Annotated in this window: 19 protein-coding genes; 5 read left to right on the forward strand and 14 right to left on the reverse strand. The window is 66.7% G+C overall.

The window, feature by feature from the left end; genetic code table 11:
* Positions 1-32: 32 nt before the first annotated feature.
* Both AX690_RS13615 and AX690_RS13620 read left to right on the forward strand, forming a co-directional pair.
* Positions 33-524: a CinA family protein gene (locus AX690_RS13615; RefSeq protein ID WP_066686130.1), complete on the forward strand. Its 492-nt coding sequence runs from the start codon at positions 33-35 to the stop codon at positions 522-524.
* The gene (locus AX690_RS13620) at positions 524-1,639 is read left to right on the forward strand and encodes an FUSC family protein (protein WP_066686132.1); all 1,116 of its coding nucleotides are present in this window, start codon (positions 524-526) and stop codon (positions 1,637-1,639) included. The genes AX690_RS13615 and AX690_RS13620 overlap by 1 nt, the downstream gene beginning before the upstream one ends.
* 10 nt (positions 1,640-1,649) lie before the next feature.
* On the opposite strand, the gene AX690_RS13625 is transcribed toward AX690_RS13620, so the two are convergent.
* Positions 1,650-2,102, reverse strand: coding sequence for a type II toxin-antitoxin system RatA family toxin (locus tag AX690_RS13625; RefSeq protein ID WP_066686138.1), 453 nt, complete (start codon positions 2,100-2,102; stop codon positions 1,650-1,652).
* Between the two features lie 4 nt (positions 2,103-2,106).
* The gene (gene lipA, locus AX690_RS13630) at positions 2,107-3,084 is read right to left on the reverse strand and encodes a lipoyl synthase (RefSeq protein ID WP_066686162.1); all 978 of its coding nucleotides are present in this window, start codon (positions 3,082-3,084) and stop codon (positions 2,107-2,109) included.
* 248 nt (positions 3,085-3,332) lie between these two features.
* Here lipA and AX690_RS13635 point away from each other — a divergent pair, with 248 nt between their 5' ends.
* A complete protein-coding gene (locus AX690_RS13635) occupies positions 3,333-4,886 on the forward strand; it encodes an AMP-binding protein (protein WP_066686140.1) in 1,554 nt (517 codons plus the stop codon).
* Here AX690_RS13635 and AX690_RS13640 read toward each other — a convergent pair.
* The 8 genes from AX690_RS13640 to eno form a co-directional block, all read right to left on the reverse strand.
* On the reverse strand, positions 4,883-6,343 hold the full coding sequence (locus AX690_RS13640) for a DUF6880 family protein (RefSeq protein ID WP_066686142.1): 1,461 nt from the start codon (positions 6,341-6,343) through the stop codon (positions 4,883-4,885). The two genes, AX690_RS13635 and AX690_RS13640, sit on opposite strands and share 4 nt — an antisense overlap.
* Before the next feature lie 18 nt (positions 6,344-6,361).
* Positions 6,362-7,762: a dihydrolipoyl dehydrogenase gene (lpdA, locus tag AX690_RS13645; protein ID WP_066686145.1), complete on the reverse strand. Its 1,401-nt coding sequence runs from the start codon at positions 7,760-7,762 to the stop codon at positions 6,362-6,364.
* 81 nt (positions 7,763-7,843) lie between these two features.
* Positions 7,844-8,320 (reverse strand): glutathione peroxidase, encoded by a 477-nt coding sequence (locus AX690_RS13650; protein WP_066686146.1) that lies wholly within the window; start codon positions 8,318-8,320, stop codon positions 7,844-7,846.
* A 16-nt stretch (positions 8,321-8,336) separates the two neighbouring features.
* The gene (locus tag AX690_RS13655; protein WP_066686147.1) at positions 8,337-9,623 is read right to left on the reverse strand and encodes a pyruvate dehydrogenase complex dihydrolipoamide acetyltransferase; all 1,287 of its coding nucleotides are present in this window, start codon (positions 9,621-9,623) and stop codon (positions 8,337-8,339) included.
* A gap of 131 nt (positions 9,624-9,754) precedes the next feature.
* Positions 9,755-11,119 carry a pyruvate dehydrogenase complex E1 component subunit beta gene (locus tag AX690_RS13660; protein WP_066686148.1) on the reverse strand — a complete coding sequence of 455 codons (1,365 nt, stop codon included), beginning with the start codon at positions 11,117-11,119 and terminating at the stop codon, positions 9,755-9,757.
* Complete coding sequence (gene pdhA / locus AX690_RS13665) at positions 11,116-12,147, reverse strand: pyruvate dehydrogenase (acetyl-transferring) E1 component subunit alpha (RefSeq protein ID WP_066686149.1); 1,032 nt, start codon at positions 12,145-12,147, stop codon at positions 11,116-11,118. Before pdhA ends, AX690_RS13660 begins: the two co-directional genes overlap by 4 nt.
* 166 nt (positions 12,148-12,313) lie before the next feature.
* The gene (locus tag AX690_RS13670; protein ID WP_047405705.1) at positions 12,314-12,616 is read right to left on the reverse strand and encodes a septum formation initiator family protein; all 303 of its coding nucleotides are present in this window, start codon (positions 12,614-12,616) and stop codon (positions 12,314-12,316) included.
* A gap of 383 nt (positions 12,617-12,999) precedes the next feature.
* Positions 13,000-14,280: a phosphopyruvate hydratase gene (eno, locus tag AX690_RS13675; protein WP_066686150.1), complete on the reverse strand. Its 1,281-nt coding sequence runs from the start codon at positions 14,278-14,280 to the stop codon at positions 13,000-13,002.
* A 113-nt stretch (positions 14,281-14,393) separates the two neighbouring features.
* Between eno and AX690_RS13680 the strand changes: the two genes are divergently transcribed.
* A complete protein-coding gene (locus AX690_RS13680) occupies positions 14,394-15,164 on the forward strand; it encodes an enoyl-CoA hydratase (protein ID WP_066686153.1) in 771 nt (256 codons plus the stop codon).
* On the opposite strand, the gene AX690_RS13685 is transcribed toward AX690_RS13680, so the two are convergent.
* The 4 genes from AX690_RS13685 to secG all read right to left on the reverse strand — a co-directional run bounded on the left by AX690_RS13685 (position 15,165) and on the right by secG (position 18,859).
* Positions 15,165-16,151, reverse strand: a complete 987-nt coding sequence (locus AX690_RS13685; RefSeq protein ID WP_066686156.1) for a retropepsin-like aspartic protease — start codon at positions 16,149-16,151, stop codon at positions 15,165-15,167. It abuts the gene before it with no gap.
* Positions 16,152-16,263: 112 nt separating this feature from the next.
* A complete protein-coding gene (rpmF, locus tag AX690_RS13690) occupies positions 16,264-16,446 on the reverse strand; it encodes a 50S ribosomal protein L32 (RefSeq protein WP_010919589.1) in 183 nt (60 codons plus the stop codon).
* 115 nt (positions 16,447-16,561) lie between these two features.
* Complete coding sequence (locus AX690_RS13695) at positions 16,562-18,214, reverse strand: CTP synthase (RefSeq protein WP_066686158.1); 1,653 nt, start codon at positions 18,212-18,214, stop codon at positions 16,562-16,564.
* Between the two features lie 117 nt (positions 18,215-18,331).
* Complete coding sequence (gene secG / locus AX690_RS13700; RefSeq protein ID WP_066686160.1) at positions 18,332-18,859, reverse strand: preprotein translocase subunit SecG; 528 nt, start codon at positions 18,857-18,859, stop codon at positions 18,332-18,334.
* Positions 18,860-19,024: 165 nt separating this feature from the next.
* On the opposite strand from secG, the gene AX690_RS13705 reads away from it, so the two are divergent.
* The gene (locus AX690_RS13705; protein ID WP_066686161.1) at positions 19,025-19,537 is read left to right on the forward strand and encodes a GNAT family N-acetyltransferase; all 513 of its coding nucleotides are present in this window, start codon (positions 19,025-19,027) and stop codon (positions 19,535-19,537) included.
* Positions 19,538-19,647 lie beyond the last annotated feature (110 nt).

A 19,647-nucleotide genomic window follows, 5' to 3' on the forward strand; every position in this document is an offset into this window, starting at 1 on the left:
GTTAGGCTGACGGCGCGAAGACGGAGGCCCGCATGTTCCCGCTCGAGATAGAGACCTTGGCCCGGCTGCTGATCGACGAGGCCCGCGGTCGCTCCCTGCGCCTGGTGACGGCCGAGAGCTGCACTGGCGGCCTGGTCGCCGGCGCGATTTGCGCCATCCCTGGCGCGTCCGACGTCTTCGAGCGCGGCTTCGTCACCTACACCAATCGCGCCAAGTCCGAGATGCTGGGCGTGCCCGGCGACCTGATCGCCGACCACGGCGCGGTGTCCGAACCGGTCGCGCGGATGATGGCCGAGGGCGCCCTGCGCGAAAGCAATGGCCACGTCGCCGTCGCGATCACCGGCGTCGCCGGTCCCGGCGGAGGCTCGCCGCTCAAGCCGGTCGGAACCGTTCACTTCGCGGTGGCCCGCGCCAACCGATCGGTCGTCCACCGCCACGAGCGGTTCCTGGGCGACACCCGCGAGGCCGTGCAGTTGGCGGCGATCGTGACGGCGCTCGAGATGCTGCGCGAGGCGGTGGCCTAGTGCCGGAGACCCCGCCCAGCGACTGGCGGCGCTTCACCGGCGCCAATCTCTCGCAGCAGGCGCTGAAGGCGGCCGCCGCCAGAAAGACTGAAATCCGCCACGCGATCCGCGTCTCGGCCGCCGTCGGCGCTGCCTACGCCCTGGCGACCCTGCTGCGCCTGCCGCAGGGCTATTGGGCGGTGCTGACGGCCATCATCGTCGTCCAGTCCAGCCTGGGCGCGACCATCACCGCCTCGATCGAGCGCTTCTCCGGCACGCTGGTGGGCGCCCTCGTCGGCGCCGCGGCCGCCCTGCTCCATACGATCTGGCCCGAGTTCGGCGGGCTGATCCTTTGCGTCACAGTCGCGCTCCTCGCTTTCCTGGTCGCCATCCGACCTGAGTTGAAGGTCGCCACCATCACCGCGGTGATCATGCTGATCGGCGGAACGACGACGCACATGAGCCCGCTGGTCGCCGCCGCCCTGCGCGTCTCCGAGATCACGGTCGGCAGTCTGGTCGGAGTCGCCGCGACGCTTCTGATTTTCCCCGCGCGCGCCCACGCCTCGGTGGTGACGAGCATCCAGAAGATCGCCGGACTGGAAGCCCAGATCCTCGAAAGCCATGTGCTCGCGCTGCGTGGCTCCCCTGGCCCCGACGATCATCTCAAGGCCCAAGACGATCTTCGGGCCGCCCTCGCCAAGCTGCAGACGGCGATGACGGAGGCGAACAGGGAGAGCGCCACGCGTCTCAGCAACAGCTCCGTCTCCGAAGCTCTGCCCCGGACGCTGTGGCGACTGCGCAATGACACTGTGATGGTTGGACGCGCCGTGCGCGGCGCCCTGCCTGAGGCCATCACCCCCGCCGCCGCCGATATGCTGGAGGCCAGCAGCCGGTTCCTGAGGGCCTCGGCGGACGTCCTCGCCGGCCGCCCCAAGCCGGATCGCATAGCCTTCGCCACGGCTCACCAAGCCTTCCAGACCTGTTTCGAAGGCCTGCGCGAAAAGGGGATCACCCGCGATCTCGAGTTCGATGGCGCCGCCCGGGTGTTCGGCTTGGTGTTCGCGATCGAGAACCTGTTCGCCAACCTCGGCGACTTCGAGGAACGGATCGAGGAAGCCGCCGCCCCGAAGGACTAGGCCCGCAGGATTAGGCTTGCGATCCGTAGATCTGGCGCGCGCGGTCCTCGAAACAGGCGATCAGCTTGCCGGCGGCCTTGTCGACATTGGCCGCCAGCAGCGCGTCCAGCATCAGCGACTTGAAGGCGAATTCGATCGTGAACTCGATGCGCGTCGCGCCTTCTTCGGGGGTGAAGCGCCAGGCGTTCACCAGTCGCTTGAACGGTCCGTACAGCAGATTGACGTCGATGCTGAGCGTCTCGCTGTCGCGACGAACCCGCGTCGCGAATTTCTCGCGCAGAAACGAGAAGCCGACCTGGGCTTCGGCGTCGACCGTGCTGACCGCGCCGTCCTCGCGGGCGTTCCAGGTGCGCATGCCCGTGATCCACGGCACGAAGCTCGGATAGGCTTCGACATCTCCCACGAGCTGGAAAAGCTGCTCCGGCGCGTAAGGCAGCACGCGCGTAACCACGTGACGATGCAAGGCGTCAGGCCTTGCGGGCGTCGAGCGCGCGGCGCGCGGCCTGCAGCTTGGCGAAATCGTCGCCGGCGTGGTGCGACGAGCGCGTCAGCGGGCTGGACGACACCATCAGGAAGCCCTTGGCCCGGGCAATCGCCTCATAGGCCTTGAACTCCTCGGGCGTGACGAAGCGCTCGACGGCCGCGTGCTTGCGGGTCGGCTGCAGGTATTGGCCGATGGTTATGAAGTCGACGCCGGCCGAGCGCATGTCGTCCATCACCTGCATGACCTCCTCCTTGGTCTCGCCCAGACCGACCATCAGGCCGGACTTGGTGAACTGGGAGGGATCGCGCTGCTTCACGCGATCGAGCAGGCGCAGCGAGTTGTAGTAGCGGGCGCCAGGCCGGATCTTCAGATACAGCCGCGGCACGGTCTCGAGGTTGTGGTTGAAGACGTCCGGCTTGGAGTCGATCACCACATTCTCCGCGCCTTCCTTGCGGAGGAAGTCAGGAGTCAGAATCTCGATGGTCGTGCCCGGCGCGGCCGCGCGAATGGCGGTGACCACCTCGGCGAAGTGGCGCGCGCCGCCGTCCAGCAGGTCGTCGCGATCCACCGACGTGATGACCACGTGCTTGAGGCCCATCCTGGCGACGGCCTCGGCCACGCGGCGCGGCTCGTCGGGATCCAGCTGGGTCGGCAGGCCCGTGGTGACGTTGCAGAAGGCGCAGGCGCGAGTGCAAATCTCGCCCATGATCATCATGGTCGCGTGCTTCTGGCTCCAGCACTCGCCGATGTTCGGGCAGGCGGCCTCTTCGCAGACCGTGTGCAGGCGGTTCTCCCGCACGATGCCCTTGGTCTCGTTGTACTGACCCGACCCCGGCGCGCGGACCCGCAGCCATTCCGGTTTGCGGAGCACCGGCGTGTCAGGGCGGTTCTGCTTTTCGGGATGGCGCGCCGCCCGGTCTTCCGGGCCGCGAGCCTTGAGGGTGTCGATCACCGTGGCCATGGCGCCTAAATCGGTCTTCTTGGCTTCCGGATCAAGCGCTTGATCCAGCTTAAGGCCCATTCGGCGACGGAATCACCTTCGGGGCGCGAAGCGGTCGCCATGAAACCGGAGGGGTTGCTCAAGCCCTTACGCCACAAAGGCTGAAGCTCACGCTTTGTGACTCATTCTTGCAAAGCGAGACCTTCCTCGGCAGAGTCGGCGTTTAACGAACGAAAGCGATCTTCGCTTTTCGGGGAGGTTTCGGCGGGATGCCGGTAGCTTACGACGCGCGAAACGGCCAAAAGGCCCTCTTCGACGCCCTGATCGACGCCCGAGACAAGTACGGCGCTAAGAAGCCGATCCTGGAGGACCAGGATCGCAATCCGCTGACCTATACGGACCTGATCCGCGCCAGCTTCGCGCTGGGCCGCAAGATCGCCGCCATGACTCGGCCGGGCGAGAACGTGGGCGTGCTACTGCCGTCCGGCGCGGGTTCGGTGGTGACCTTCTTCGCGCTGCACGCCTTCGGCCGCGTGCCGACCATGTTGAACTTCACGGCGGGCCTGCGAAACATCAAGGCCGCCTGCCGGCTGGCCGGGATCAAGCATGTCCTGACCGCGCACAAGTTCGTCGAGCTGGGCAAGCTGCACGACATCGTCGACGCGATCAGCGTCCAGGCCGAGATCGTCTATCTGGAAGACGTGCGCGCCACGATCGGTCTGGGCGACAAGCTGTTCGCCGCCGCGGCCGGCCTTTTCCCGCGCCGATTCCGCGCGCCGGCCAAGCCGTCCGACAAGGGCGTCGTGCTGTTCACCTCCGGCAGCTTCGGCGCCCCGCGCGGCGTGGTCCTGACCCAGGAGAATCTGGTCCAGAACGCCATGCAGGTGGCTGCGCACATCGAGCTGAACCCCAACTGGGTGATGTTCAACCCCCTGCCGGTGTTCCACTGTTTTGGCCTGACGGGCGGGGTGATCCTGCCGATCCTGACGGGCATGAAGGCGTTCCAGTACCCCTCGCCTTTGCACACCAAGCAGATTCCGTCGCTGATCAAGGATTCCAAAGCCTCGATCCTGCTGGCGACCGACACCTTCGTGAACCAGTACGCCCGCGCCTCGGAGACCGACGAGCTTTCGGGCCTGGAGTTCATCGTCTGCGGCGCCGAGAAGGTGCGCGACGAGACCCACGCCCTGATCAAGGAACGCTTCGGCGGCGTGCCGGTGCTGGAAGGCTATGGCGCCACCGAGGCCTCGCCGGTCATCGCGGTCAACAAGCCGACCGACAATCGCCCCGGCACAGTCGGCGGCCTCCTGCCCGGCCAGGACGTCCGGATCGAACCGGTGGAAGGCATCGCGGAAGGCGGCCGCTTCTTCGTGCGCGGGCCCAACATCATGGCCGGCTATCTGCGCGAGGACGGCGGCGTCGACCCGCCCGAGGGCGGCTGGCACGACACCGGCGACGTCGTCACCATGACCGAAGACCAGTGGATCACCATCAAGGGCCGCGTGAAGCGCTTCGCCAAGATTGGCGGCGAGATGGTGTCGCTGACGGCGGCCGAGGACCTGGCTTCGGCGGTGTGGCCCGACGGTCGTCACGCGGTGATCTCCCTGCCCGACAAGAAAAAGGGCGAGAAGCTGATCCTGGTCACCGACCGCCACGACGCCGATGTGGCGCCGCTGGTGGCTCACGCCCAGACGATCGGCGCGCCGGAACTGGCCGTGCCGCGCAAGATCCTGAAGGTGACGGAGGTGCCGGTGCTGGGCAGCGGCAAGACCGATTACGTCGCGATCCAGCGGATGGCCGAGACGGACACCCGCGCCGCCTAGAACGTCGCGCCCAGGGCTTCCAGCTCGGCGCGGAAGCCCTGTTTGCGACTATGCAGCGCCCGCAGGTCCGTGACGAAGGCGGCATGGTCTGGATACTCGCCATAGCCGCCGATCATCGCGCTGAGCGACTCTGCCTCAAGCAACTGACGCGCGGCCTCGGCATATCGGGCGGCGACTCCATAGGTCAGGACGTACTGGATCGAGGCCCGTAGCAGCAGCGTGGCGGCCAGGGGATGACTTCCCTCCAGCCGACGAGCGGCCTCGACGATCAGGGTGTCGTCCGAGCCGTTGATCTCGCCCGAACGCGACAGCACCAGCCGAGCCGCCGCCGGCAGGTCGGGCCAGGACACCAGGAAAGCCAGCGCCGTATCGAAACGCGGGAAACGCCTGGCGACCGCCTTGGCCTGATCTTCGGCCTCGACATCGTCGAAGTCCGGCAGGCCTTTCAGATAGGCGCGCAGACGAGCGATCGACAGCGTCGCCTCGAAATCGGCCCAGCGCCGCTTCTGAGCCTCGTCATGGTGACCGGTGGCTTCCAGCGCCTCCAGCATCGCGTCTTCCCAGGCGACGCGCTCCTCGACGGCGCTCTGGTGGCGTCCGCGCTGCTCGCCGGGCGCGCCAGCTTGGAGGGTCGCCAACGCGTCCTCCGCCCTGCCCGCCGCCAGCAGCCGCCGGGCGATCTCCGCCGAGACCAGCGGCGTGCGGCGAAGCTCCGGCGAGAAGGTCGCTTCGAAGGCGTCGACATCGCCGCTGGCGTCGGCCAGCCGGCGCAAGGCGTCCTTGTAGATCGCGCCCTGGGCGTCGAAAAGGTGCGCCGAGCGGGTCGAGCGCGCGGCGAGCATCTTCTCCAGCGTCTCGCGCAGACGCGCCTGCCCCCTGGCGCCAAGCGCCGGTGTCACCGCGTTCACCAGCGGACCAAACTGAGCATAGTCGTCGCGGCGCAAAAGCTTCGCGACACGCTCCGCCAGCGCGAGGGGATCGGGCATCGCTTTGGCCGCGATCGCGCCGATGGCGTCGCGGGCGGCCAAGAAGACGTCGCCGATAGGCCCTTCCGCCTGGCTGAGACGATCAAGTGTGGGCGTCGCCAGATCGAGGAGGTCGAGCATCAGATCGAGCGCGACGGTCGGCTCGTCCTCGGCCAGCCGCTCGATCATGCGGCGATGCAGATCGAGATCCTTGGCGAACGCGGCCCGCTTGCGCCAGTGGATGCGCGACGAGGACTTGCCGATCGTCGCGAGGCGTTTGGCGATTTCCTGCGCCAATCCTTCGGCGCTGGACTCCGCGAACAGCTCCAGACGCAGCACGCGCTTGACGTGGCTATCGCTGGAGAGGTCGAGCAGGATGGCGGCCAGGCGCTCAGGACCCAGGTCGGCCAGATTGGCCTCGGAAAGGGTCGTCTTGGACCCCTTCCTGGCCTTGGCCGGCTTCTCGCCCGTCGCGGCTGCCTTGCGCGCCATCCAGTCTCCCTAGCGGACCTAGATGTGCAGGACTCGGCCGTAGGCGTCCAGGGCGGCTTCGTGCATGGCTTCCGACATGGTCGGGTGCGCGTAAACGATGCCGTGCAGGTCTTCCTCGGTCGCTTCCAGGGTGATGGCGGTGACGAAGCCTTGGATCATCTCGGTGACTTCGTGGCCGATCATGTGGGCACCGATCAGGGCGCCGGTCTTGGCGTCGAATACGGTCTTCACGAAACCCTCGACCTCGCCGGCGGCCACGGCCTTGCCGTTGACGCGGAACGGGAAGCGGCCCGCCTTGACCTCGATGCCGGCCGCCTTGGCGCCGGCCTCGGTGTAGCCGACCGAAGCGACCTGCGGGTTGGCGTAGGTGCAGCCTGGGATCGGCGAGTGGACGTTCGGGGTCTTGTAGTTGGCGATGGCCTCGGCGGCGTGGATGCCTTCGTGGCTGGCCTTGTGGGCGAGCCAGGGACCGCCGGCGATGTCGCCGATGGCGTAGAGGCCCGGGACGTTGGTGCGGCAGTGCTTGTCGGTGACGACGTGGCCGCGATCCAGGCTGACGCCCAGCGCTTCCAGGCCCTCATTGTTCGGCGCGATGCCGACAGCGACGATGCACTTCTCGGCGGTCAGCTGCTCGATCTTGCCGCCGGCCTCGACCGTGACGGCCACGCCGTCCTTGGTCTTCTCGATCTTGCCGACCTTGGCGCCGATGCGGAACTTGATGCCGCGCTTCTCGAACGCCTTCTGGGCGGCCTTGGAGACCTCCTCGTCCTCGACCGGCATGATGCGGTCGATCGCTTCGACGACGGTCACCTCGGCGCCGAGGGCGCGGTAGAAGCTGGCGAACTCGATGCCGATGGCGCCCGAGCCGATCACGACCAGCGACTTCGGCATCGACTTCGGCGCCAAGGCGTCGCGGTAGGTCCAGATCTTGTCGCCGTCCGAGACCGCGCCGATGGCCGGAATCTCGCGGGCGCGGGCGCCGCTGGCCAGGATCACGTTCTTGGCCTGGACCGTGCGGCTGCCGCCCGCCTTAAGCGCCACGACCACCTTGGGCGCCGGGCCGCCCTTCTCGAGCTTGGCCTCGCCCTCGATCACCTCGATCTTGTGCTTCTTCATCAGGAAGGCGATGCCGCCCGACATCTGCTTGGCGACGCCGCGCGAGCGCTCGATGATCTTGGTGAAGTCGAAGGACGCCTTCTCGACCGACAGGCCATAGCCGCCCAGGTGCGACAGCTGCTCGTAGACCTCGCCGGACTTCAGCAGGGCCTTGGTGGGGATGCAGCCCCAGTTCAGGCAGATGCCGCCCAGGTTCTCACGCTCGATGATGGCCGTCTTCAGGCCCAGCTGACTGGCGCGGATCGCGGCCACGTAGCCGCCAGGACCGGCGCCGATGACGACGACATCGAATTCCGTGGACATAGTCTTCTCAACCCTAGCTTGGACGCCGGCCGAGGGAGCGGCGCGACGGTCGACCAGTCCGAAGACCAGTCCGGGGAAACATCAGAGCAGCGCTTCGATCGCCGCCTTAAGGTCTTCAGGCTTGGTGGTGGGCGCGAACCGCTCGACTACCTCGCCGTCGCGGCCGATCAGGAACTTGGTGAAGTTCCACTTGATCGCCTCGGTGCCCAGCAGGCCCTTCTGCTCCTTCTTCAGGAACTTGTAGAGCGGGTGGGCGTCGGCGCCGTTGACGTCGATCTTCGACATCACGGGGAACGTCACGTCATAGGTCAGCGAACAGAAGTTCGCGATCTCGGACGCATCGCCCGGCTCCTGGGCGCCGAACTGGTTGCAGGGGAAGGCCAGGATCGTGAAGCCACGATCCTTGTAGGTCCGCCACAGCTGCTCCAGCCCCTCGTACTGGGGAGTGAAGCCGCACTTGCTGGCCGTGTTGACGATCAGCAGCACCTGGCCGCGATAGTCGGCCAGGCTCGCGTCCTGGCCGTCCAGCGTCTTGGCCGAGTAGTCGTAGACGGACATCTCGTCCTCCCGCCGCTTAGACGATCAGGGTCAGCGGCTCTTCGATCAGCGGCTTGAAGGCCGCCAGGAACTTGGCGCCGACCGCGCCGTCGACCACGCGGTGATCGCAGGTCAGGGTCACGGTCATGACCGTGGCGACCTTGAGCTCGCCGTTCTTGACGACCGGACGCTGCTCACCCGCGCCGACGCTCATGATCGCGCCTTGCGGCTCGTTGATGATCGAGGCGAACGCCTTGATGCCGAACATGCCCAGGTTCGAGATCGAGAAGGTGCCGCCCTGGAATTCCTCGGGCTTCAGCTTCTTGTCCTTGGCGCGCTGGGCCAGATCCTTCATCTCGGCCGAGATCTGGGCCAGGCCCTTGGTTTCGGCCTTGCGAATGATCGGGGTGATCAGGCCGCCATCGATCGCCACGGCGACGGCGATGTCGGCGTGGTGGTGCATGGCGATGCCTTCGGGCGTGTAGCTGGCGTTGGCTTCCGGCACCTGCTTCAGGGCCACGGCGGCGGCCTTGATGACGATGTCGTTGACCGAGACCTTCACGCCCTGCTTTTCGAGCAGGCCGTTGATCTTGGCGCGGGCCGCCAGCAGGGCGTCGATCTCGAGATCGATCTGCAGCGGGAAGTGCGGCACGTCGCGGAAGCTGTCCGTCAGGCGACGCGCGATGGTCTTGCGCATGCCGTCTAGCGGGACGAGGTCGTACGAGCCGGCCGGAATGCCCATCTGCTCCAGCGACAGAGCCTTGCGGGGCTCGGCGGCGGCCGGAGCGGCGCTGGTCGGGGCCGGAGCGGCCTTGGCGGTGGGCGCGCCCGACTTGGCGGCTTCGACGTCCGACTTGATGACACGGCCATGCGGACCGGTGCCCTTGATGCTCTTCAGGTCGAGACCAGCGGCCGACGCCAGGCGACGCGCCAGCGGCGAGGCGAAGACCCGCGAGCCGTCGGCGGCCACCGGAGCGGCTGGCGCGGGCGCGGCGGGAGCCGGAGCGGCGGCGGGAGCGGCGGCCTTCGGCGCTTCAGCGGCCTTGGGGGCCTCGGCCTTCGGGGCCGGAGCCGGGCTCTCGCCCTCGCCCGCCAGCTTGGCGATCAGGGCGTTGACCTTGACGTTCTCGGTGCCGGCGTCGACCAGGATAGCCTCGACGACGCCTTCGTCGACGGCCTCGACTTCCATGGTCGCCTTGTCGGTTTCGATCTCGGCGATCACGTCGCCGGCCTTGACGGTGTCACCGACCTTGACGTGCCACTTGGCGAGGGTTCCCTCCTCCATGGTGGGCGACAGGGCGGGCATCAGGATGTCGATCGACATTGAGCTTCTTCCTCAAGCGTTCGGGACGTACAGCCGGGCCGTCGTCCGCGATACCCCGCCTCGCGGCGGGATGAATTCGTTGGCCAAGACGATGCGGCCCCCGCCCATCGAGGGCGGGGGCCGCGCCGGTCTTAGCGGTAGCTGACCGCCTTCGCGGCCTTCACGATCTTCTCGACCGAAGGCAGCGACAGGGCTTCCAGGTTCGCCGCGTAGGGCAGCGGAACGTCTTCCTGGTGGACCCGCAGCGGCGGGGCGTCCAGGTAGTCGAAGCCGTGCTCGGTGATGCGGGCGACGATCTCGGCGCCGACGCCCATCGGCCCCCAGCCTTCCTCGACCGTGACCAGGCGGTTGGTCTTCTTGACGCTTTCCAGGATGGTCGCGTGATCCATCGGACGGATCGTGCGCAGGTCAACGACCTCCGCCTGGATGCCTTCCTTCTCCAGTTCCTCGGCCGCCTTCAGAGCGAAGCCGACCATGCGGCTGTAGGCCACCAGCGTCACGTCCGAGCCTTCGCGACGGACCTTGGCCTTGCCGATCGGCACGACCCAATCCTCGACGTCCGGGATGTCGAACTCGTGGCCGTACATCATCTCGTGCTCGAGGAAGACAACGGGGTTCGGATCGCGGATCGCGGCCTTCAGCAGGCCTTTGGCGTCGGCGGCGTCGTATGGCGCGATGACCTTCAGGCCCGGGACGTTACCGTACCAAGCGGCGTAGTCCTGGCTGTGCTGGGCCGCCACGCGCGAGGCTGCGCCGTTCGGACCGCGGAACACGATCGACGACTTGATCTGGCCGCCCGACATGTAGAGCGTCTTGGCGGCCGAATTGATGATCTGGTCGATCGCCTGCATGGCGAAGTTCCAGGTCATGAACTCGACGATCGGCTTGAGGCCGGCCATCGCCGCGCCGACGCCCATGCCGGCGAAGCCGTGCTCGGTGATCGGGGTGTCGATGACGCGCTTGTCGCCGAACTCCTGCAGCAGGTCGCGGCTGACCTTGTAGGCGCCCTGATACTGAGCGACTTCCTCGCCCATCAGGAACACGCGATCGTCGCGGCGCATCTCCTCGGCCATGGCGTCGCGCAGGGCGTCGCGGACCGTGATCTTCTTCGTCGGCGCACCCGCCGGGATTTCCGGGTCGGCGAACGTCGACGCGGCCGAGATCGGACCAGCCGGCGTCGGGGTGGCGACTTGCGGCGGAGCCTTTTCCGGCTCGCCCGTCGCTTGCGCCGGAGCGGCCGGAGTCGAAGCGGCTTCGCCTTCGCCCTTCAGGCGCGCGATCAGCGTGTTGACCTTGACGTTCTCGCTGCCGGCGGGGACCAGGATGGCTTCCACAACGCCTTCGTCGACGGCTTCGACTTCCATCGTCGCCTTGTCGGTCTCGATCTCGGCGATGACATCGCCGGCCTTGATGGTGTCGCCTTCCTTGACCAGCCACTTGGCCAGGGTGCCTTCCTCCATGGTGGGAGAAAGGGCGGGCATCAGGATGTCCGTCACTCGGCGGCCTCCAGGTAGACGTCAGTGTACAGTTCCGAGGGATCCGGCTCGGGGCTCGTGCGGGCGAACTCGGCGGCTTCGGCGACGATGCGCTTCACTTCCGCGTCGACGCCCTTCAGATCGTCTTCGGTCACGCCGGCCTTAGCCAGGCGTTCCTTGATGTGGTCGATCGGATCGCGGGTCGTCTTGACCTCGTCGACCTCTTCCTTGGTGCGATACTTGGCCGGGTCGGACATCGAGTGGCCGCGATAGCGATAGGTCTTCATCTCGAGGATGTACGGACCTTGGCCGCTGCGGGCGTGCTCGGTGGCGCGGGCGCCGGCTTCGCGAACGGCGACGACGTCCATGCCGTCGACTTCCTCGCCCGGGATGCGGAACGAGACGCCGCGCTTGTGGAACGCGGTTTCGGAAGCCGCGCGTTCGACGGCGGTGCCCATGGCGTATTGGTTGTTCTCGATCACGTACACGACCGGCAGCTTCCACAGCTGGGCCATGTTGAAGCTCTCGTAGACCTGGCCCTGGTTGGCCGCGCCGTCGCCCATATAGGCGTAGGAGACGTTGCCGTTACCCTTGTAATGGTTGGCCAGCGCCAGGCCGGTGCCGAGCGAGACCTGGGCGCCGACGATGCCGTGACCGCCGTAGAAGCCGGTCGCGACGTCGAACATGTGCATCGAGCCGCCCTTGCCCTTGGACGAACCGCCAGCCCGGCCGGTCAGCTCGGCCATGACCTCGCGCGGATCCATGCCCGCGGCCAGCATGTGGCCGTGGTCGCGATAGCCGGTGATGATCTGGTCGCCCTTCTGCGAAATCGACTGCATGCCGACCGCGATGGCTTCCTGACCAATGTACAGGTGGCAGAAGCCGCCGATCAGGCCCATGCCGTACAGCTGGCCAGCCCGCTCCTCGAAGCGGCGGATCAGCAGCATGTCCTGATAGAATTTCAGGAGTTCGTCTTTTCCGACGAAGGCGTTGACACCGGTGTCGGCCGCCTTCCCCTCTGAGGCCTCAGCCTTGCGCGTACGCGCCATTCAAATCTCCCTGGCCAATCTTCATCGCGGCCTTCGTCCTGAGAGCATTTCCCGCCGAAAAAGTCGTCGGTTCCGCGAAGGAAACGCCCTAGTGCACCATCAAGCCGTTCAGAGCCAAATAGCTCCGCGCGGCCGGCAATCGATTCCAAAAAGCTTATGGGACCGGTCAGCTCGGACGCTTGACCCGGATCACATAGTCCCTCGGGTCGGCATATCCCAGGAGCGAGCGCGCGCGCTCTTCCAGCAGGTCGGCCGACAGACTGCCGCTGCGTAATAGACGAGCACGAGCCTCCAGGTCCATCCTCTCCGCGCGTATCTTCCTGAGTTCCTTCGTTTTTGCTGCGAGGTCCGCGTTGCGCTGCGAAATGGATAGCAGGCCTCGATCACCCGTCAGAGCGTGAAAGGCGAAGTAGAAAATCAGGAAGAAGATCGCCGCGGTCGGCAGGAAAGGTTGCAGTCGGGCGAACATCTGAGCGTCCCAAAGAGGGATTCGCAGGATCGCCGACCCTGCTTAACGCCTTCTAAATCTGGGTGTTGCGAACGCCGGCCGTTCGGGGGAAGCGGCCACGTCCGATGCTTTCACCTGAGATGGTTTCAACCGCATCTAGATGCCGCGCCGCCGAAGCTATTTCGCGGTAGCGAAGGACGGAAAGATGGTCTCTCGTGAAACCAATCGCACCCTTTTAGAAAATTTGTGGGTTAGCCATTGCTGAATCGCGGGCAAAGGCGATCAAAACGCGTCCCCGAATGGAATCGCCGCCGCCGCGCCTCGCGCCTAAAGCCGCCGCCCAGAAGGCAAAGAGGGCGCGACCTTTGCGAAGTCGCGCCCTCTAGACCCAACGATATAGGGCTTTAGCGGCCCTTCAGCGCCGCGCGACCGGCATAGACGCCCTGGTCATCCAGCATCTCCTCGATGCGCAGCAGCTGGTTGTACTTGGCCGTCCGGTCCGAACGAGCCAGCGAGCCGGTCTTGATCTGACCGCAGTTCAGGGCGACGGCCAGGTCGGCGATCGTGCTGTCCTCGGTTTCGCCCGAACGGTGGCTCATGACGCTGGTGTAGCCGTGGCGGTGGGCCAGTTCGACGGCGTCGATGGTCTCGGACAGCGTGCCGATCTGGTTGACCTTCACCAGGATCGAATTGGCCAGACCCTTGTCGAGACCCATCTGCAGACGCTTGGGGTTGGTGACGAACAGGTCGTCGCCGACCAGCTGAACCTTCTTACCCAGGGTGTCGGTCAGCAGCTTCCAGCCGTCGAAATCGTCCTCGGCCATGCCGTCCTCGATGGTGAGGATCGGGAACTTGGACACGAGGCCGGCCAGGTAGTCGACCATCGCGGCCGGATCCAGCGACTTGCCCTCGCCTTCCAGCTCGTACTTGCCGTTCTTGAAGAACTCGGTCGAGGCGACGTCCAGGCCCAGGACGAAGTCGTCGCCGGCCTTGTAGCCGGCCTTCTCGCCAGCCTTGACGATGAAGTCGAGCGCAGCTTCCGCCGACGCCAGGTTCGGGGCGAAGCCGCCCTCGTCGCCGACGTTGGTGTTGTGGCCGGCGTCCTTCAGGGCCTTCTTAAGGGCGTGGAAGATCTCCGCGCCCATGCGCAGGCCCTCGCGGAAGTCCTTGGCGCCGGTCGGCAGGATCATGAACTCCTGAATGTCGATCGGGTTGTCGGCGTGGGCCCCGCCGTTGATGATGTTCATCATCGGGGTCGGCAGCACGCGGGCGTTCACGCCGCCAACGTACTTGTAGAGCGGCAGGCCGGCCGACTCCGCGGCGGCCTTAGCGGCGGCCAGCGAGACGCCCAGGATGGCGTTAGCGCCCAGGCGAGCCTTGTTGGGGGTGCCGTCCAGCTCGATCAGCAGGTTGTCGAGGCGGCGCTGGTCCTCGGCGTCGACGCCCGACAGCGCGTCGAAGATCTCGCCGTTGACGGCGTCGACGGCCTGCTGGACGCCCTTGCCCAGATAGCGAGCCTTGTCGCCGTCACGCTTTTCGTTGGCTTCGTGAGCGCCGGTCGAGGCGCCCGACGGCACCGCTGCGCGACCAAAGGCGCCGTCCTCCAGGACCACATCGACTTCGACCGTCGGGTTGCCCCGGCTGTCGAGAATTTCACGGGCGATGATGTCGACGATCTCGGTCATGGACTGCTCCTCAAGGCCAAAGGCGCGGGAGGCTTAGCCGCCAAGCGCTTCGGGCGCAACTTGACTTCCCTTCCGGAGGCCGCGCGATCATCGCTTATTCCAGGGAGGACCCCATGCTGGACGTCGAACGCCGCGGCCCGATCGCGGTCGTCACCCTCAACCGGCCGGAGGCGATGAACGCGTTATCGAAGGCGCTCAGGCTGGCGCTCTACGAGGCCATGGTGGCGCTGGACGCCGATCCAGACGTCAGCGTGGTGATCCTGACCGGCGCTGGGGAGCGCGCCTTCACGGCGGGCCTCGATCTCAAGGAGCTGGGCGGCGACGCCTCGGCGATGGGCGCGGCCAACGACCAGGACGCGCGCTCCAACCCCGTCCGAGCCGTCGAGCGATGCCGCAAGCCGGTGATCGGCGCGATCAATGGCGTGGCGATCACTGGAGGCTTCGAGCTCGCCCTGGCCTGCGACGTCCTGATCGCCTCGGATAACGCCCGCTTCGCCGATACGCACGCCCGCGTCGGCATCATGCCCGGGTGGGGGCTTTCGCAGAAACTGTCGCGGCTGATCGGGCCCTATCGCGCCAAGGAATTGTCGCTGAGCGGCAACTTCCTGGACGCCCGGACCGCGGCGGACTGGGGGCTGGTCAATCGCGTCACCGCGCCCGAGGACCTTCTGCCAACGGCCCTGAAGCTGGCCGAGGACATGGCCTCGATCCCCGTCGAGACCCTGGCCTTCTACAAGGGCCTGATCGATGACGGCTATGCGCGCTCGTTCGGCGAGGGCCTGGCGCTTGAGCACGAGCGTTCGAGCGCGCACAACCGCGAGGTCACGCCGGAGAAGGTCGAGGCCCGTCGCCGCCAGGTGATGGCGCGGGGGCGTTCGCAGTAGTCAGGCGTTCCAGGTCCGGGGCGCGACGCCGCCGTCCCCCAGCCGGAACAGCACGCGCCCTGCCCCAAAATCCAGCTCGACCCGCGCGAAAAGGCGCAGGATGTCGACGCCGATCAGGGCGGCCGGCCTGTTGTTCAGCGACCAGAGGTCGAAGATGTGCAGATCGGCGAACGCCATCGGCACGTTGGCGATGCGCAGATCGCCCATCAGCATCGTCGGCACCAGGCGGAACTCGCCCAGCTGCATCTCGCCGCCGGCGGTCAGCAGGCGCGCCGGCCGGACGAAATCCGGCGTGCGGCGGCGTCGCGCGGCGATGGCGCGGGCCAGGGCCATGTTGCCGATGCTGACCCCGCCGCCGGAGTCGATGAAGGCCAGGGAGCGGACGCCGCCGATCCGGGAGTCCGCCAGGGTGAGGCGCCCGAACCGCTCATCCGCCATCACCGAAACCTCGTTCGAGAAGCGTATGATTTCGGACTTGCTCTGAGTGCGCCGGATCTCCAGGCGCCTCTTGGGGAAGTCCATGACGATGTTGCGGCCTTCCAGGATATCGACTCCCAGAAGTCCGTCCGCGCCGACGCGGTCGTAGGGCAGCACCGGCAGGTCCACGTTGCTGAGCTTGGCGTCTCCGGCCCGGAGATTGCCGATGCGAGCCGTCGTCGTGGTGATCGCGCCCGAGACGCCATGGACGATGATCTGGGGCCCTGGCGCGAGGGCCAGGCGCTGGACGACGCCGGGCGTCAGGACGGTGCGGTCAGCCCCCGTGTCGACCACGAATTGGAAGGGCCCTTGGCCATTGATCGCGACATCGACGGTCAGGCGGGCGTCCTGGTCGAGACCCGCGTCGAGCACCAGCAGCGGCGGATCTGACGGCGGCGCCGTCGGGGGCTGGATTTGCGGCAACGAAACCGGCGTGATGGCGCTCGCCAGCGCGGGGGGCGCGGCGATCGACAGACCCAGTCCCGCCGTTATGGTCCGGCGCGTGAGCATGGGCGTTCCTCCCGATACGGAGGCTAGCACCCTTTTGACGCGAACATGACGAAAAACGCCGCCCAGCTGAGCCGGGCGGCGCTTTCAAGCCGTCAGAGACGAAACGGAGACCTTAGTCTTCCTTCGGCGTCAGGATCTGCTTGCCGTTGTACATGCCGGTCTTCAGATCGACATGGTGCGGACGGCGCAGCTCGCCGGTGTCCTTGTCCTCGATGAACGAGTTAGCGCCCAGGGCGTGGTGCGACCGGCGCATGTTCCGGCGAGAAGGCGAAGTTTTTCTTTTAGGAACGGCCATCGAAGTGACTCTGCTCGCTGAGCGTGAAAATCGGAAGCGGCGACTAGGGTTCGACCCAGGCCGCCGCGTGAGCGGGGGCTTATGCCCGAATCTGTAGGAAGATGCAACCTCGTGATCAGACGAGGCGTCCGTGCTCCTTCGCGGCGGCGATGAAGCTGGCGAAAAGCGGGTGCGGCGCGAACGGGCGGCTCTTCAGTTCGGGGTGATATTGCACCCCGATGAACCACGGATGGTCGTCCCGCTCGACGATCTCCGGCAGCACGCCATTGGGCGAGCGGCCGGTCAGCTTCAGGCCCGCGTCCTCCATCAGGTGTACGTAGCCGATATTGACCTCGTAGCGGTGACGGTGGCGCTCGCTGATCTCGGTGGCGCCATAGATCTCGGCGACCTTCGAACCCGGCGTCAGGACGGCGTCATAGGCGCCCAGGCGCATGGTGCCGCCCAGATCGTCGTTGGCGCGGCGCTGGACCGTCTCGTTACCCTTGATCCACTCGGTCATGATGCCGACCACCGGACGCTCGGTCGGGCCGAATTCGCTGGAGCTGGCGTCCTTGACGCCCGCGACGTTGCGCAGGGTCTCGATCACGGCCATCTGCATGCCAAAGCAGATGCCGAAGTACGGCACCTTGCGTTCGCGGGCGAACTGGGCCGCGCGGATCTTGCCCTCCGCGCCCCTCTCGCCGAAGCCGCCGGGCACCATGATGGCGTGGGCGTTCTCCAAACGGGCCGCGGCCGCGCCCTCGTCGCCTTCGAAGGTTTCGCTCTCGACCCAGTCGAGGTTGACCTTGACCTTGTTGGCCAGCCCCCCGTGGTGCAGGGCCTCGATCAGCGACTTATAGGCGTCCTTCAGCACCGTGTACTTGCCGACCACGGCGATGGTGACCTCGCCGTCGGGGTGCTGGACGGTGTCGTCGATCTCCTTCCAGCGCGACAGGTTCGGCGCCGGGGCGTCGTGGATGCCGAAGACGTCCAGGACTTCGGCGTCCAGGCCCTGCTCGTGATAGTCGATCGGCACGGCGTAGATGGACGAGCTATCCATCGCCTGGATGACCGCGCTGGGCCGCACGTTGCAGAACTGGGCGATCTTGCGCTTTTCCTCGGGCGGGATCTCCTGCTCGCAGCGGCACAGCAGGATGTCCGGCTGGATGCCGATCGAGCGCAGCTCCTTGACCGAGTGCTGGGTCGGCTTGGTCTTCATCTCGCCGGCCGTCTTGATGAACGGCAGCAGGGTCAGGTGCACGTAGCAGCTCTGGCCGCGCGGCAGGTCCTGGCGCAGCTGGCGGATGGCCTCGAAGAACGGCAGGCCCTCGATGTCGCCGACCGTGCCGCCGATCTCGACCAGCACGAAGTCGACGGCCTTCTGGCCGCTCTCGTCCATGGCCGGCGACAGGACGAAGTCCTTGATCTCGTTGGTGACGTGCGGAATGACCTGGACGGTCGCGCCCAGATAGTCGCCGCGGCGCTCCTTCTCGATGATCGTCTTGTAGATCTGGCCGGTGGTGATGTTATCGGCCTTGTTGGCCGACACGCCGGTGAAGCGCTCGTAGTGCCCCAGATCCAGGTCGGTCTCGGCCCCGTCGTCGGTCACGAAGACCTCGCCGTGCTGATACGGGCTCATCGTGCCCGGATCGACGTTCAGATAGGGGTCGAGCTTCCGAAGACGGACCGTGTAGCCGCGCGCTTGCAGCAGCGCGCCGAGCGCCGCCGAGGCCAGACCTTTGCCAAGCGAGGAAACCACGCCGCCGGTGATGAAGATGTACCGCGTCATGGGCGATCAGATTACTCGTGATTCGACGACGCCGGTGAAAAGACCTGCGTTCATCAACAAATTTCGACCCCCGGGTTGCCCTCGGGGGTCGGACGAAAAGCTTCCGAAGGAAGCGGCTTAGGGTTTGGGCTGCTCGGCCGGCGGCGCGGCCACCGCGGGCGTGGCGGCCTCGGCCGGCTTCTTGGCCGCGGGCGCCGCCGCCTTCTTGGCCGGAGCGGCCTGGGGCGCGGGGGCCAGCAGCGAGGGCTGCGCGGCGGCCGGCGCCGGGGCGTTCAGTTGCGGCGTCGGGGCCTGGATCGGCGCGGGCGCGGCGGTCGACGGCGCGACGTCGGCCGGAGCCGGAGCGACGGGCGCGGCGTTCAGGGTCTTGGAGTCCAGCTTCTGCATGTCCAGACGATCGACGACCGAACCGCCGCTGTTCAGACGACCCGTCAGGATCGTCAGCGCCAGGCTGATCAGCAGGAAGATCGAGAACAGGATCCAGGTGATGCGGGTCAAGAGGTCGCCGGCCCCGCGGGCGGTCATGAAGCTGGACGAACCGCCGCCCATGCCCAGCGCGCCGCCTTCGGAGCGTTGCAGCAGGACCACCCCGATCAGGCCGAGGCAGACGACGATGTTGATGGCCAGCAGGACGCCGATGAGCATGACGAATGTGTTCTCGATCCGGGCGCGGTCAAAAGGTCGCGCGAAAAACGAAGCGGCCCCTCTACCACTAGAGACGCCTCCGCGCCATAGCTGGGAAGCGCGTGTCGCGACGCAAGTCCCTAAGTCCCGTTTCCATAAGCCTTCCAGCCCCAGATATTGGACCGCATGATTCTCGAGACCGCCCGCCTGACCCTCTCGCCCCTGACGGTCGAAGACGCCCCGCGGGTCTATCCGTTTCTCAGCGACGCCGAGGTGATGTCCAACCTCGACCAGGAGCCGATCGAGGATCCCGACGAGGTCGCGCGGCGCGTCGCCTATCAGGTCGAGCAGATGGCCGACGGCGAGGCCGCCTATTGGGCGATCCGCCATACCAACAGCGGCCTGTTTCTCGGCTATTGCGAGTTCATCGACTTCGACCGTCGCCACGGCCGGGCCGAGATCCGCTTCGTGATCGCCCGCGACAACTGGGGCCGAGGCTTCGGCTACGAGGCGGTCACCGCCCTGCTCGCCCATGTCGCCAGCGATGGCCTCAAGAGCCTGGTGGCCAGCGTTCACATCGGCGACCATGGCGAGAAGCTGCTGGAGAAGCTGGGCTTCAAGCCCGAGGGCTATCTGAAGGGCTCGGTGCATCGCGATGGCGAACGCCGCGATCGTCGGCTGTATGGGTTGTCGCTGTAGGCGCATGACTTTCCCGCTTCACGCGATTGCTCGCTGAAGGGATGGAAGGGACGCAGAGCGCCCGGGCGACGCCCGGAGGTTTGAAGTGTGTGTACCGTTTCGACGAAGCC

It is taken from the genome of Caulobacter sp. CCH9-E1 (genome assembly GCF_001556515.1).
GTDB lineage: Bacteria > Pseudomonadota > Alphaproteobacteria > Caulobacterales > Caulobacteraceae > Caulobacter.